At 71.0% G+C, this 14,714-nt stretch carries 13 protein-coding genes; 5 read left to right on the top strand and 8 right to left on the bottom strand.

The window, feature by feature from the left end:
• Window positions 1-49: 49 nt before the first annotated feature.
• The 7 genes from ACZ6I3_RS20585 to ACZ6I3_RS20615 form a co-directional block, all read right to left on the bottom strand.
• Window positions 50-853 (bottom strand): SDR family NAD(P)-dependent oxidoreductase, encoded by an 804-nt coding sequence (locus tag ACZ6I3_RS20585; RefSeq protein ID WP_469416282.1) that lies wholly within the window; start codon window positions 851-853, stop codon window positions 50-52.
• The gene (locus tag ACZ6I3_RS20590) at window positions 850-1,746 is read right to left on the bottom strand and encodes a helix-turn-helix transcriptional regulator (RefSeq protein ID WP_469416283.1); all 897 of its coding nucleotides are present in this window, start codon (window positions 1,744-1,746) and stop codon (window positions 850-852) included. The genes ACZ6I3_RS20585 and ACZ6I3_RS20590 overlap by 4 nt, the downstream gene beginning before the upstream one ends.
• Window positions 1,747-2,060: 314 nt before the next feature.
• Window positions 2,061-3,218, bottom strand: coding sequence for an LLM class flavin-dependent oxidoreductase (locus tag ACZ6I3_RS20595; protein WP_469416284.1), 1,158 nt, complete (start codon window positions 3,216-3,218; stop codon window positions 2,061-2,063).
• Window positions 3,219-3,262: 44 nt separating this feature from the next.
• Window positions 3,263-4,450 (bottom strand): SfnB family sulfur acquisition oxidoreductase, encoded by a 1,188-nt coding sequence (locus ACZ6I3_RS20600; protein ID WP_469416286.1) that lies wholly within the window; start codon window positions 4,448-4,450, stop codon window positions 3,263-3,265.
• On the bottom strand, window positions 4,447-5,004 hold the full coding sequence (gene ssuE, locus ACZ6I3_RS20605; protein ID WP_469416288.1) for an NADPH-dependent FMN reductase: 558 nt from the start codon (window positions 5,002-5,004) through the stop codon (window positions 4,447-4,449). The genes ACZ6I3_RS20600 and ssuE overlap by 4 nt, the downstream gene beginning before the upstream one ends.
• A gap of 42 nt (window positions 5,005-5,046) precedes the next feature.
• Entirely contained in the window at window positions 5,047-6,174 is a 1,128-nt protein-coding gene (gene sfnG, locus ACZ6I3_RS20610; RefSeq protein WP_469416289.1) for a dimethylsulfone monooxygenase SfnG, read from the bottom strand.
• Window positions 6,175-6,373: 199 nt separating this feature from the next.
• Window positions 6,374-6,454 carry a putative leader peptide gene (locus ACZ6I3_RS20615; protein ID WP_382487002.1) on the bottom strand — a complete coding sequence of 27 codons (81 nt, stop codon included), beginning with the start codon at window positions 6,452-6,454 and terminating at the stop codon, window positions 6,374-6,376.
• A gap of 136 nt (window positions 6,455-6,590) precedes the next feature.
• On the opposite strand from ACZ6I3_RS20615, the gene ACZ6I3_RS20620 reads away from it, so the two are divergent.
• The 5 genes from ACZ6I3_RS20620 (at window position 6,591) to ACZ6I3_RS20640 (ending at window position 13,310) form a co-directional block, all read left to right on the top strand.
• Window positions 6,591-7,508 carry a LysR family transcriptional regulator gene (locus ACZ6I3_RS20620; RefSeq protein WP_469416291.1) on the top strand — a complete coding sequence of 306 codons (918 nt, stop codon included), beginning with the start codon at window positions 6,591-6,593 and terminating at the stop codon, window positions 7,506-7,508.
• A 66-nt stretch (window positions 7,509-7,574) separates the two neighbouring features.
• Window positions 7,575-9,581, top strand: coding sequence for a glycosyltransferase family 2 protein (locus ACZ6I3_RS20625; protein WP_469416293.1), 2,007 nt, complete (start codon window positions 7,575-7,577; stop codon window positions 9,579-9,581).
• 184 nt (window positions 9,582-9,765) lie between these two features.
• The gene (locus ACZ6I3_RS20630; protein ID WP_469416295.1) at window positions 9,766-11,829 is read left to right on the top strand and encodes a galactose-binding domain-containing protein; all 2,064 of its coding nucleotides are present in this window, start codon (window positions 9,766-9,768) and stop codon (window positions 11,827-11,829) included.
• Window positions 11,830-11,848: 19 nt separating this feature from the next.
• On the top strand, window positions 11,849-12,445 hold the full coding sequence (locus ACZ6I3_RS20635; protein WP_469416296.1) for a TetR/AcrR family transcriptional regulator: 597 nt from the start codon (window positions 11,849-11,851) through the stop codon (window positions 12,443-12,445).
• Window positions 12,446-12,512: 67 nt separating this feature from the next.
• Window positions 12,513-13,310 (top strand): nitrilase-related carbon-nitrogen hydrolase, encoded by a 798-nt coding sequence (locus tag ACZ6I3_RS20640; RefSeq protein WP_469416298.1) that lies wholly within the window; start codon window positions 12,513-12,515, stop codon window positions 13,308-13,310.
• A gap of 14 nt (window positions 13,311-13,324) precedes the next feature.
• On the opposite strand, the gene gdhA is transcribed toward ACZ6I3_RS20640, so the two are convergent.
• Window positions 13,325-14,671 carry an NADP-specific glutamate dehydrogenase gene (gdhA, locus tag ACZ6I3_RS20645; protein WP_469416300.1) on the bottom strand — a complete coding sequence of 449 codons (1,347 nt, stop codon included), beginning with the start codon at window positions 14,669-14,671 and terminating at the stop codon, window positions 13,325-13,327.
• Window positions 14,672-14,714 lie beyond the last annotated feature (43 nt).

Consider the following 14,714-nt stretch of genomic DNA (forward strand, 5'->3'; position numbering starts at 1 on the left):
CGGCCGACGGAACTCCCGCGGCGTCGCCTCCTCCGCGGCCTCGGTTAGCTCAGCGGCGCGGATCGGCCAGGCGAGCGTGTCGCGCCGCCTTGAGAGTCTCGGGCAGGAAGCGGTGCTTGAGGGCCGTGCGCCGGGTCGCGCGGTCGCCTCCGACGACCTGGGCCTGTCCGTCCATCATCGCCAGGAAGCCCTGACGGGCGACGTCCTTGCGGCTGTTCTTCCTCATGCCGGGGCCGAAGGCCGTGTTGTTCATGCCGGCGCGGGCGTGGAAGTCGCTGTCGGTGGCGCCGGGCATGAGCGTGGTGACGCTGACGCCGTGTTCCTTGAGTTCTTCGCGCAGGCCGAGGGCGAACATGCGGGTGAAGGCGCGTGAGGGCCCGTAGACGGTCTCGTAGGGCGTGGGCAGGGTGGCGGAGAGCGATGAGGTGATCAGGATGCGGCCGCGCCGGTGGGCCGCCATGTGCCGGGCGACGTGCTTGGCCAGGTGGACCACGGAGGTGACGTTCAGATCGATCAGGTTCAGTTCGTCGTCGAGGTCGGTGTCGAGGAAGGCTCCGCCGATGCTGCGCCCGGCGTTGAGGACGGCCGCTTCGAGTGGCCGGCCGGTCTCCTGCACGGCGCGCCAGACGGTCTCCACGCCGTCGGACCCGGCGAGGTCGGCGCGTACGGCCTTGACCTCGCCGCCGTGTGCGGCCAGTTCGGCGGCCGCCTTGTCGGTGTCCTCGCTGCGGCCCGTCACGACCAGGTCGAAGCCGTTGACGGCGAGCAGCAGCGCCAGTTCGTAGCCGATGCCTGCTGAGGCTCCGGTCACCAGGGCCAGCGGACGGTGAGGGTGGGAGGCGGTGCCGCTCACGGGGTGCTCCGTTCTGTCGGGGAAGGGTCGGCGGGTTCGGGCCGTACGGTGGTCTCGTCGGCGTTCCAGCTGGTCAGCAGCTGCCAGGCCTCCTGTGAGGCCTGGTCCTGCGCCGGCATGTAGAGGAACAGGGTCTGGTCCTCCTCGCCCGGCATGGTGAACGCCTGGTAGTCGATGGTCAGCGGGCCCACCACGGGGTGACGGAAGCGCTTCTGGCCGAAGGTGCGGTTGAGGACCTTGTGGTCGTCCCACCAGCGGCGGAAGTGCTCGCTCTTCATGGTCAGCTCCCCCACCAGTTCGGCGGTGCGGGTGTCGTCGGGGTGCCGTCCCGCGTCCAGCCGCAGGATCGCGGTCATCTCCGCGGCGATCGTCTGCCAGTCCGCGTACAGCTCTCGCGCCTCGGGGTCCAGGACGATCCAGCGGGTCAGGTTGCGCTCGCGGTAGGGCATGGCGTCGAAGTCGGCCATCAGGACCCGGCACAGGTGATTGGTGGCCAGCACGTCTCCCCGCCGGCCGAGGACGAATCCCGCGTGGTCGCCGAAGGAGTCCAGGAACCGGCGCAGCCCGGGCCGCGCCTTCTGCACGGCGGGCGCGCCGCGGCGGGCCTTGGCGGGTTTGGGTCGGGTCAGGTCGAACAGGTGGGCGCGTTCGGCGTCGTCCAGGCGCAGCGCCTCGGCGATCGCCCCCAGCACGCTGTCCGAGGGAGTGATGTTGCGGCCCTGCTCCAGCCGTGTGTAGTAGTCCGTGCTGACACCGGCCAGCTGCGCGACTTCCTCACGCCGCAGGCCGGGCACGCGCCGGTAGGCCCCGCCCTCCGGCAGGCCCACCGACCGCGGCGCGATGCGGGCACGGCATCGGCGCAGGAACTGGCTGAGATCGACGTTGCTGGCCATGCCTTCCATGTTCCCCGCGCCGGGCCGCTCCGGCTGCGGGGAAGGTGGGTCGCCTGGTCCTAGGACTACGCCGCCCGGTCCGTCGCGCAGGGCGCGAGCAGGACGCGCACGGCCTGGACCGCGGCCCCGGCCAGGGAGGGGTCACCCGGTGGTCCCCGGCCGGCTTCCGCTCCTGCGCGGCCCGTTCGCGGTACTCGGCCGCCGGGTGGTCGGCCCCGACCCGAGGTCCGCTGCCCGGGCCGTGCAGACGTTCGCGCAGCGTGGTGCCGGTGGGCCCGTTCTGGAGCCCTCGGCGTCGTCGGCGATGACCTGCGTCATCGTGGGTTTCCCGCACCCGCGAACGGGACCTGGGCGGCGGCCGCGACCTGCGGGAAGGGGTGCTTCCACAGGCCCTGTGCCTCCAGCCTCGGCAGGACGCCCTCGCCGAACCAGTAGGCCTCCTCCAGGTGGGGGTAGCCGGAGAGGACGAACTCCTCGATGCCGAGGGCCGCGTACTCCTTGATGCGCTCGGCGACCTCGTCGTGGCTGCCGACCAGGGCTGTGCCCGCCCCGCCGCGCACCAGGCCGATGCCGGCCCACAGGTTGGGGTGGATCTCCAGGGCGTCCCGGTCGCCGCCGTCGTGCAGGGCGAGCATGCGCTGCTGCCCCGTGGACTCGCTGCGGGCGAGTCCGGCCTGCACGGACGCCACGGTCTCCGGGTCGAAGCCGTCCAGCAGCCGGTTCGCCTCCGCCCAGGCCTGCTCGGAGCTGTCGCGGGTGATGACGTGCAGCCGGATGCCGAAGCGGACGGTGCGGCCCTGCTCGGCCGCCAGCTTCCTGATCCAGGCGATCTTCTCGGCGACCTGCGCGGGCGGTTCGCCCCAGGTGAGGTACACGTCCACATGCCGGGCGGCGATCTCTCCGGCGATCGGCGAGGAGCCGCCGAAGTAGACCTCGGGAATCGGGTCGGGCACCCGGGCCAGCGTCGCGTCCGCCACCTGGAGGTGCTCGCCGTGCAGATCGACGGTCTTGCCCTCCCACAGCTCCCGCACGATCTGCAGGAACTCGCCGGTACGGCGGTAGCGCGCGTCCTTGTCGAGGAAGTCGCCGTAGGCGCGCTGCTCGTGGCTCTCGCCGCCGGTGACGACGTTGAGCAGCAGCCGTCCGCCGCTCTGCCGCTGGAAGGTGGAGGCCATCTGGGCGGCGAGCGTGGGCGAGACGAAGCCGGGTCGGAAGGCCACCAGGAACTTCAGCCGCTCGGTGTTCTGGCTGACCATCGCCGTCGTCAGCCACGCGTCCTCGCACCAGGCGCCGGTGGGGGTGAGGGCGCCGACGAAGCCGAGGTCCTCGGCGGCGCGGGCGATCTGGCTCAGGTAGGCGACCGTCGGCGGCCGGTCCCGGCCGGAGGCGGTGGCCGGGGTGCCGTGGCCGCCGCCGACGACATGGCGGCTGTCGCCGTTGGTGGGGAGGAACCAGTGGAAGGTGAGGGACACGGGAGATCTCCGATCGTCAGGGGGGTGTTCAGAAGAGGGGGTGGTCAGAGCAGGCCGTGCCGGGGCGGCCGGGTGCCGCTCAGCACGTAGCGGCCGATGTGCTGGACCTTCCAGCGGGCCGGGTCGTGCAGGGTGTGGGTGCGGGCATCGCGCCAGTGGCGGTGCAGGCCCAGGGAGTCGAGCGCGGCGCGGGTGCCGGCGACCTCGAAGAGGGCGCTGCCGATCTCGACGGCGGTCTCCGCGGTGGTCACCTTGGCGGCGGCCACCGCGATCGAGGCCTCGGCGGCCGAGTCGTCGGTCAGGTCGTCCCGGGCGGCGTCGACCGTACGGGCGGCCTCCCGCAGCAGGGACTCCGCCGCCCGGAGGCGGATCGCGAGTTCGCCGAACCGCTGGATCAGCAGCGGGTCCTCCGCGGCCGTCTCCAGCCCGCTCTCGAACCAGGGGCGGCTCTTCGTACGGACGAACTCCACGGCCTCCGCCAGCGCGCCGGAGGCGATCCCCGCGTCGATGGCAGCGTGCAGCAACTGGGCCACGGCACCGTGGAGTTGGGGTCCCTGGAAGGTGAGGTGGTGGGGCAGGACCCGGTCGGCGGGGACGGGCACCCGTTCCAGGCGGACGGTTCCGCTGGCGGTGGTGCGCTGCCCCATGCCGTCCCAGTCGTCGACGACCGTCAGGCCGGGGGCGTCGCGCGGCACGTACGCCACGTGCGGCGTGTCGTCGTCGGCTTGGGCCAGGACGGGGATCCAGTGGGCGAACAGCGCGCCCGTGGAGTAGTGCTTGACGCCATCGAGGACGTAGGAGCCGTCCGGGCGCCGCGCGAGCCTGGTGCGGATGTCCTGGACGTGCTTTGTGCCCGCCTCGGACTGGGCGTTGCCGAACCGCCTGCCCCGCAGTACCTCGCCGAAGAAGAACTCCTGCTGGGCGCGTGTGCCCTGGCGGCGCAGCACGTTGACGTAGACGAAGTGGCTCTGCGGGATCTGGGCGAGGCTGGCGTCGGCCGATGCCAGCAGCCGGAAGATCTCGGCGAGCGTCCCGGTGCGGACGTCCGCGCCGCCGAACCCGGCCGGGACGCTGACGGCCAGCAGGCCCGAGGCGGAGAGCCGTTCCAGCTCCGCGTGCGGGAGCCTGCGCTGTACGTCCCGTTCGGCGGCTTCCTTGCGGAAGTCGGCGGCCAGGCCGGCGGCGACGGCCAGGGCCTCGGCGTCGTCGGCGATCACATGGGCCGTGGTCATCCGGTGGCCGCCAGCACGGTCGTACGGCCGCCCAGCACGGCGGAGAACTGGTCCGTGACCTGGGCCAGGGCCTCGGCCGAGCCGGGCGCAACGGTCAGGGAGCCGTCGTCGCTCACGGTGATGTCCTTGTCGAGGGTGAACCAGCCCGGGACGATGTGCGTGGCGCCCATGGAGCTCAGCACGGGACGCAGGGCGTAGTCGATGGCCAGGACGTGGGCGACGGATCCTCCGGTGGCGAGGGGCAGGACGGTCTTGCCGGCCAGTGCGTACTGCGGGAGCAGGTCCAGCAGGGACTTCAGCAGCCCGGAGTAGGCGGCCTTGTAGACGGGGGTGCCGACCACGACCCCGTCGGCCTGCTCGACCAGGGCGGTGGCCCGGACGATCTCGGGGTGGCGGAAGTCCGCCCCGAGGAGGGCCTCGGCGGGGATGTTCCGGACGTCCAGCGGGATCACCTCGTGGCCCTGGGCGGTGAGCCGGGAGTCGAGGTGGCGCAGCAGTCGCTGGGTGCGGGAGGTGGCGGAGGGGCTGCCGGACACGGTCAGGATGGTGGCCATGGGGGTGTTCCCTTCGTGGCTGTTGCTCGGGGCGGGCGGTGATCAGGCGTGGGCCGCGGCGGGCTCGAAGTCGGGTTCCCGGGCCTCCAGTTCGCGCACGAGGGGCAGCACCCGCTTGCCGAAGTACTCGACCTCCTCGTGGTAGTGCAGGAAGCCGAGGAGGAAGAGGTCGACGCCGAGGCGCTTGTAGGCGACGATCCGTTCGGCGATCTGCTCGGGCGTGCCGATGAGGCCCGTGCGGAAGCCGTCGTTGTACTGGACGAGGTCCTCGAAGCTCGAGTCCTGCCACATGCCCTTGCCGTCGCCGGTGGACTGTCCGGCCTGCCGGACGGCGTCGCGGAAGCCGTGCACGGCCTCGGTGTCGGCGTGGGCGACGATCTCGCGGAGCTGCTCGCGGGCCTCGGCCTCGGTGTCGCGGGCGATGAGGAAGCCGTTGAGCCCGAACTTGGGGGGCGTACGGCCCACTTCGGCGGCGGAGGCGCGTACGTCGGCGATCTGCTCGGTGACGCCGTCGAAGTCCTTGCCGTTGCTGAAGTACCAGTCGGAGACCCGGCCGGCCATGGCGCGGGCGGCGGTGGAGTTGCCGCCCTGGAAGATCTCGGGGTGGGGGCGTTCGGGGGTGTTCAGCGGCTTGGGCTTGAGGGAGAAGTCGCGCACCCGGTAGAAGTCGCCAGCGAGTTCGGCGTGGTCCTGGGTCCAGATGGTGCGCAGGGCGGTGATGAACTCCTCCGCGCGCCGGTAGCGCTCGTCGTGCTCCAGCCACGGCTCGCCCAGGGCGGTGAACTCGCCCTTGAACCAGCCGCTGACGACGTTGACGGCGAACCGGCCGTTCGACAGGTGGTCGGCGGTCGCGCCGAGCTTGGCGAGGACGCCCGGGTGCCACAGGCCGGGGTGGACGGCGGCGATGACCTTGAGGCGCTGGGTGGCGAGCAGCAGGGCGAGGCTGAAGCTGGTCGACTCGTGCTGGTTCTCGGCACCGTAGCTGGCCATGTAGCGGACCTGGCTGAGGGCGTAGTCGAAACCGTTGTTCTCGGCGAGGACGGCCAGTTCGCGGTTGTAGTCGTAGCCCCAGTCGGTGCGCTGCTCGACGGTGCTGGTGACGAGGCCGCCGCTGACGTTGGGCACCCAGTAGGCGAAGCGGACGGGGTCGGATGCGGGCGGTACGGGCATGGGGGACTCCTGGGAGAGCGGAAAGGCACGCGAAACACACAGGCGTCGGCACGAGAACGTGCTCGCGAGGGGAATTCAGGCGCGCTGGAACAGCGGTACCGGGAAAGCCGTCAGCACGACGGAGAACGTCCGGGACCGGAATTCAGGAAGGGAGAGGGCGCAGAAAGCGAGTGGGAGGGTTTCCCTCGGTGCGCTGCGCTCAGACGCGGCTGCGACAGCAGGAGCTGGAGACACGCGCGAGATCGACGTGGCGTCGCTGCGTGAGGTCCGGTCGCTTCATGTCGACGATCCAACCAAGTGCGGGTCCGGCCGGTCAAGAAGACCCGGTGGTGATTCCACATGGTGAGAGTCGGTATTCACGAGGTTGTGACAGGGATTCCCTTGAACCGGGCTCGCGGGGGACGCAGTCTCCTGTCGTGCGCATAGAACAGCTGGAATACATCGCCGCCGTCACCCGGTTCGGTTCGCTGCGGCGGGCCGCCGAGGAACTCCACCTGTCCCAGCCCGCGTTGAGCGAGACCGTGCGCAATCTGGAGCGGGAGCTCGGGGTGGACCTGCTGGAGCGCAAGCGGTCGGGGGCGAAGGTCAGTGACGAGGGCCGGGAACTGCTGCCGCACATCATGACGGTGCTGGACGCGGTGGACCGGCTGCGCGGCGCGGCAGGCGACCAGCACCGCGTCAGCCGCATGGTGCGGCTCGGCACGGTCAACACGGCCACTGTGCCGCTGCTGATCCCGACCGTGCGGGAGTTCCGCTCCGCGCATCCGGCCACCCAGGTCGAGGTGGTCGGCGCGCAGCAGGCCGACATCCACCGGGGTCTGCTGGAGGGCGCCTTCGACCTGGGGCTGGTGAACTACCTCCACGGCGACGACATGCCGCCCGGCTTCGAGACGACCGAGCTGCTGCGCGGCCGGCCGGTGGTGTGCGTACGCCCGGACAGCCCGCTGGCGGCCCTGGACGCGGTGGATGTGGACAGTCTCCTCGCCGAGCCCCTCATCGTGATGCGGTCCGGCTATGTCATGCACCGCTACGTCCACCGGCTGCTGCGCGGCCGGACACCGTCCTTCTCGTACTCCACCGACGGCGCCGAGATGGGCAAGCTGATGGTCGCCGAGGGGCTCGGGGCGACGGTGCTGCCCGACTTCAGCGTCCTCGGCGATCCCCTGGAGCGGCGGGGCACCCTCACGGTCCGGCCGCTGGCGGGGGACGAGACCGATGTGCTGCTGGTGCTGCAGCGCCGCCACGCCGTCTCGGTCCCCCGGGCCGTGCGTGATCTGCACGCGCTGTTCGTACGCAACGCCCGAACGGGTGGTTCACCCACTCCGTCGGCGTAGGAGGGCGCCTCTCGCGGGGCGGCCGGGCCGGGACGCGCCGGAAGCTCCGAGGAGATTGGAGTCGTCATGCTCCGTACGAATCCGCCTCGCGTCAGCGTGATCATCCCCGCGTACAACTCCATGCCGGAACTGACGAAGTGCGTCACCTCCGCCATGGAGCAGACGCTCGGCCTGGACAGGATCGAGATCATCGCGGTCGACGACGGCTCGACCGACGGCACAGCGGACGAGCTGGACCGGCTCGCGCGCTCCTGCCCCAGCCTGCGCGTCGTCCACCAGCCCAACAGCGGCGGCGCCGGAGGCCCGCGCAACACCGGTCTGGACAGGGCCCGCGGTGACTACGTCTTCTTCCTCGACTCCGACGACTACCTGGGCCCCGACGCCCTGCGCCGCATGGTCGCGATGGCGGACGAGAACCGCACCGACGTGGTCCTCGGCAAGATGGTGTCAGTGGGCGGACGAGCCGTACCGACGGCCGTCTTCTCGCACAACCAGCCCCGGACCGACGTCTTCTCCTCCGCCGCCTACCGCACGCTCGGCTGCTGGAAGCTGTTCCGGCGCTCGCTGATCGAGCGGCTGGACCTGAGGTTCCCGCCGTACCGCAACTGCGAGGACAAGCCGTTCACGGCCGCGGCCTTCCTCAACGCCGACGGCATCTCGGTCGTGGCCGACTATGACTGCTACTACTCACGCAACCGCCAGAACGGCAACAACCTCACCCTCACCGCCGCCGGCCTGGCCCACCGCATGGACGGCACCCGGCTGTGTTTCGAGACGGTCGCCCGCTGTCTGGAACCCGGACCGCGCCGGGACCAGATCATGCGCCGCCATGTGGAGTGGGAGCTGTGCGGGCCCTTGCGCGGCCTGCTGCACAAGGAGAGCGAAGAGGAGGCCCGGGAGCGTTTCTATCCGCAGTTCCGGCACTGGGCACTGACCTATGTGACCGACGGTGTCTTCCAGCAGCTCGCCCCGCCGGACCGGCTCATCGTCCACCTACTGCGCGCGGACCGGTACGAGGACCTTCTCACCGTGGCCCGGCACGCCAAGGAGGACGCGGCGCGCGGCAACGTCGTCGACAAGGGCCGCGTCTACTGGTGCCATCCCTTCTTCCGGGACCCCGCGAAGGCCGTCCCTGACGCCTGCTTCGACGCCACGGACCGGCTCCCGGTCCGCCATGAACTGGCCGAGGCGGTATGGACGGGCGACGGCGGTGTGCTCCGGCTCGCCGGCCACGCCCGTATCGAGTCTCTCGGCGACCTGGAACCCACCACCCGGCTGATCCTGCGCCCGCGTGGCTTCCCGCACCCGGACATCCGGGTGCCCGTGACCGTCCGGACCGCCTCCCAGCGACCCGACGACCAGGCCACCGGCTTCCTCGCCGAGGTGGACCTGACCACCGTCGACTCGGGCGCGCCGCTGGGCGCCGGGGTGTGGGACCTCCACCTGGATGTGCGTGCCCAGGGAGTCAGCCGGATCGTCAGGCTCCGGCAGACCCGGACGGACGCGAACGGCGAGAGGCCCGCCCCGCCGCACCACGAGGTCGTGGCCACCACCGCACGCCCGTTCTTCACTCCGTACGGGAACTTCTCCCTGGACATCCGGCGGACCGAGGACGAGCCGCTCTGCCGGGTGACCGGGATCGCCTGGGACACGTCCGCACCCGGCACGCTCGTCGTCACCGGACGCCTGACCGGCGAAGCCGCTGGCCGCCCCGGACCCACGGCCCTGCGCGCCGAAGGCGACTCGGGCTCGGTGCGCGAGGTGCCCCTGCGGTACACGCCGGACGGCGGCGGCACCGGCTTCACCGCACGCCTGCCGGTCAGGAGACTGCCTCCAGGGCGGTGGACGTTGACCCTCCGTACGGATGAGCCGGACAGCCGGATTCCCGTCCCGCCTCTGAGGGGAATGACCGGCACCCGCTGGTTCCGCGCCGCCCGGTTCGGCCGCCCCTATTACGCGAAGCCACTCCCCCGGTGCTCGGAGGGGGCCGTGGTGCTGCGCGTGGCGCCGGTCGGACTGGCGGCGGCCCTGCGCCGACGGCTCGGCCGACGCGGATCCGGCTCTCGCCCGTGATGTCGTTCTGATGACCCGTCAGTAGGTCATCTGTCCCGGACTCTTGACTCGTACGGCGGTAGTGGTCATCCTCGTCGCACCATGGGCGAGGTCATGACAATCGGGCTGTCGCTCCCCGGCCCACAAGGCTCAGGACAGCCCGATACGTCGACCCCGCCATCCCGCCGACCAAGGGACGTGGGCTGTGACCAGTTCCGGACGCCCGTACCGCAGACGCAAGAACATCACCGTTGTGTCGCTCCTCCTGCTCGTGCTGTCGATCGCACTCGGTCCCACGCCGAGTTCGGCGGCCGGAACCGACTGGTGGAACCCGACCGCGCGGCCCGCGCCGGACTCCGGGGTCAATGTCACGGGGGAGCCCTTCAGCGGCACCGACGCCCGGGGCGAGGTGCGCGGCTTCGTCGACGCGCACGACCACATCTTCTCCAACGAGGCCTTCGGCGGCCGTCTGATCTGCGGAAAGCCGTTCTCCGAGCAGGGCGTCGCGGACGCCCTCAAGGACTGCCCCGAGCACTACCCGGACGGCTCGCTCGCGATCTTCGACTTCATCACCAACGGCGGTGACGGCAAGCACGACCCGAACGGCTGGCCCACCTTCAAGGACTGGCCGGCCCACGACTCGCTGACGCACCAGCAGAACTACTACGCCTGGGTGGAGCGGGCCTGGCGCGGCGGCCAGCGGGTGCTGGTCAACGACCTCGTCACCAACGGCGTCATCTGCTCGGTCTACTTCTTCAAGGACCGCGGCTGCGACGAGATGACGTCCATCCGGTTGCAGGCCAAGCTGACGTACGACATGCAGGCCTACATCGACAAGATCTACGGCGGGCCGGGCAAGGGCTTCTTCCGGATCGTCACCGACAGCGCGCAGGCCCGCGAGGTCGCCGAGCAGGGCAAACTGGCGGTCGTCCTCGGCGTGGAGACCTCCGAGCCGTTCGGCTGCAAGCAGATCCTCGACATCGCGCAGTGCAGCAGGGCCGACATCGACAAGGGCCTGGACGAGCTGTACTCGCTGGGCGTGCGCAGCATGTTCCTGTGCCACAAGTTCGACAACGCGCTGTGCGGTGTCCGCTTCGACTCGGGCTCGCTCGGAACGGCCATCAACGTCGGGCAGTTCCTGTCGACGGGCACGTACTGGAAGACGGAGCAGTGCAAGGGGCCGCAAGCCGACAACCCCATCGGCAACGCCTCGGCGGCCGCGGCCGAGAAGAAGCTTCCGGCCGGCGAGGAGGTCCCCTCGTACAGCGCCGGCGCCCAGTGCAACGTCAGAGGACTCACCGGACTCGGCGAGTACGCCGTCCGCGGCATGATGCAGCGCGGGATGATGCTGGAGATCGACCACATGAGCGTCAAGGCCACCGGCCGGGTGCTCGACATCTTCGAGGCCGAGTCCTACCCCGGCGTGCTCTCCTCGCACAGCTGGATGGACCTGGACTGGACCGAGCGGGTCTACGGCCTGGGCGGCTTCATCGCCCAGTACATGCACGGCTCCGAGGGCTTCATCTCGGAGGCGAAGCGCACCGAGGCCCTGCGCGACAAGTACGGCGTGGGCTACGGGTACGGCACCGACATGAACGGCGTCGGCGGCTGGCCTGGCCCGCGTGGCGCGGACGCCCCGAACAAGGTCACGTATCCCTTCAAGAGCGTCGACGGCGGCTCCGTGATCGACCGGCAGACCACCGGTCAGCGCACCTGGGACCTGAACACCGACGGCGCCGCCCACTACGGTCTCGTGCCGGACTGGATCGAGGACATCCGCCGGGTCGGCGGCCAGGACGTGGTGGACGACCTCTTCCGCGGCGCCGAGTCCTACCTCGACACCTGGGGGGCCTCCGAGAAGCACGAGGCCGGGGCCGATCTCGCGCGCGGCGCGGCCACGTCGGCCAGTTCCTCGGAGTGGAGCCTGTTCACGAGCTACAAGCCGCACCGGGCCGTCGACGGCGACCGGGGTACCCGCTGGGCGAGCGACTGGAGCGACGACCAGTGGTACCGGCTCGACCTCGGGTCGGAGAAGCGCGTCAAGCAGGTGACCCTCGACTGGGAGGACGCGTACGCGAAGTCGTACCGGATCGAGCTCTCCACCGACGGGGAGAACTGGCGGACCGCCTGGTCCACGACCGCGGGCGACGGCGGCCTGGACACCGCGAGATTCACCGCCACACCGGCCAGGTACGTACGCGTCCAGGGTCTGGAACGCGGCACCGACTGGGGCTACTCCCTCTACGAGGTCGGGGTCCACGGCGGCTGACACCCACGAGAGGGGCTCCATGGCACGGTTGCCGTCCGCCGAGCGGCGGCGACAGCTCACCGAAGCGGCGATCAGGGCGATGGCCCGGGACGGCGTCCCCAGGACGACGACCCGGTCCATCGCCGCCGAAGCGGGCGTCTCGCTGAGCGTCTTCCACTACTGCTTCGACTCCAAGCAGGAGCTGATCGAGTCCGTCATCACCACGATCACCGGGCACTACGTGACCGTGGTGAAGGAGGCCCTGCGCCCCAGGGCCACCCTCGAGGAGACCGTCCGGGCGGGCTTCCAGGCGTACTGGGAGCACGTCAGGGCCCATCCCGACGAGCACATGCTCACCTATGAGCTCACGCAGTACGCGCTGCGCCAGCCCGGCTTCGAGCACCTGGCGCGGCGCCAGTACGAGCTGTACGCCGAGACGTACATCGAGCTCATCGACCAGCTGCGCCAAACCATGGGCCTGCGCCTGAGCGTCCCCGCCCCGGTCCTGGCGCGCTACCTGGCCGCCATGACCGACGGCCTGACCCTCAACTATCTCGTGCTCGGCGACGACGACGCCTGGTCGGGCATCCTCGACACGGTCATGGCGCACATCGCCGGCCTGGTGTGCGAGCCCTGAGAACAGGCGGGATGCGCGTCCGGCTCCTTACGCTCGTAGGGAGCGGGTTTTCCCGGAGGTGACAGTCATGCGAGCCTCGCTGATACAGCTGTCCGTGGACGCGACGGACTCCGCCGAGGAACGCCGCCGCAGGGCGTCCTCGCTGGTCCGCGGCCGGACCGGCGACGATCTGGTGGTCCTGCCGGAACTGTGGACGGCCGGCGCCTGGTCGTACGACGGCTGGGGGCGCGACGCCGAAGGGGTCGACGGCCCCACCGCCGAGGCCATGTCCGCGGCGGCGCGTGCGGCCGGGGTCTGGCTGCACGCCGGGTCGATCGTCGAGCGGGACGCGGACGGGACGCTCTACAACACCGCGCTCCTCTTCGACCGGGCCGGTGACCTGCGCGGCAGCTACCGCAAGATCCACCGGTACGGCTTCGACACGGGCGAGGCGACCATGATGGGCGGGGGCGGCGACATCGTCACCGTGCCCACCGAATTCGGGGTGATCGGCCTCGCCATCTGCTACGACCTGCGCTTCCCCGAACTCTTCCGGGGCCTGATCGACGAGGGGGCGGAGCTGATCGTGGTGCCCGCCGCCTGGCCGGCGGCCCGGCTCGCCCACTGGCAGCTCCTGACCCGCACGAGGGCCCTGGAGGAGCAGGTCTTCCTGCTGGCCTGCTGCGCCACGGGCACCCATGGCGGGATGCGGCAGGGCGGGCACAGCGTGGCCGTCGACCCCTGGGGGACCGTTCTGGGCGAGGCCGGCACCGCGGCGGAGACGGTGTCGGTGGAGGTCGACATGGGCGAGGTCGCCCGGATCCGCTCCGAACTCCCCGTCCTGCGTGATCGTGTCCTCGCCGTGGGGTCCGCCGCAGGCCGGTGACGCCGGCCGGCCGCCTATACGACGCCCTGGGCCGTCATCGCCTCGGCGACGCGGAGGAAGCCCGCGGTGTTGGCGCCGAGTACGTAGTCGTCGGCGTCGCCGCCGTAGGTCTCGGCGGTGACACGGCACTGGGCGTGCACCTGTCCCATGATGGTGGCGAGCCGCTCCTCCGTCCGCTCGAAGGTCCAGCTGTCGCGTGAGGCGTTCTGCTGCATCTCCAGCGCGGAGGTCGCGACCCCGCCCGCGTTGGCCGCCTTGCCGGGGGCGAAGAGAGTCTGTGCCTCGCGGAACACCTCGATCGCCTCGGGCGTACAGGGCATGTTCGCGCCCTCGGCCACGGCGAGTACGCCGTTCTTGACGAGCGCGACGGCGTCCTGCCGGCCGAGCTCGTTCTGTGTGGCGCACGGCAGGGCGATGTCGCACGGCACGTCGTAGACCGACCCCCGGGCGGAGATCCGCGCGGTCGGCTTCGCCTCGGCGTAGGCGGAGAGCCGGGCCCGGCGCACCTCCTTGACCTCCTTGAGCAGATCCAGGTCCAGGCCGTCCTCGTCGACCAGGTACCCGGAGGAGTCGGAACAGGCCACCACGCGCCCGCCCAGGGCATGCACCTTCTCGGCGGCGTAGACGGCGACGTTTCCCGACCCGGAGACCACGACCCGGCGTCCGTCGAAGTCCTGACCGCGGGTGGAGAGCATCGCCTGGGCGAAGTACACCGCACCGTAGCCGGTTGCCTCGGTGCGGGCGTGCGAACCGCCCCAGCCGACCGGCTTGCCGGTCAGGACGCCGGCCTCGTAGCGGTTGGTGATCCGCTTGTACTGGCCGAAGAGGTAGCCGATCTCGCGGCCGCCCACCCCGATGTCCCCGGCGGGCACGTCCGTGTGCTCGCCCAGGTGGCGGTACAGCTCCGTCATGAACGCCTGGCAGAAGCGCATGACCTCGCCGTCCGAGCGGCCCTTGGGGTCGAAGTCCGACCCGCCCTTGCCGCCGCCGATCGCCATGCCGGTCAGGGCGTTCTTGAAGATCTGCTCGAAGCCGAGGAACTTGACGATGCCGAGGTTCACGCTGGGGTGGAAGCGCAGGCCTCCCTTGTACGGCCCGAGCGCGCTGTTGAACTCCACCCGGAAACCGCGGTTGACCCGTACGGTGCCCTGGTCGTCCACCCACGGAACCCGGAACATCAGCTGCCGCTCGGGCTCGCAGAGCCGCTCCACGATCCGGGCCTCGGCGTACTCCGGGTGAGCCCGCAGCACGGGGCCAATGGCGTGCAGGACTTCGTGTGCCGCCTGGTGGAACTCCGTTTCACCGGGGTCCCGTCGGCGGAGGGTGTCGTAGACGGCCTCGATGCGGGCGCTGACGTCCATGTGCGTCGTCTCTCTTCGCTCAGGTGCGGGCCGGACCCGTGCC

The organism is Streptomyces sp. NPDC041940, assembly GCF_055589465.1.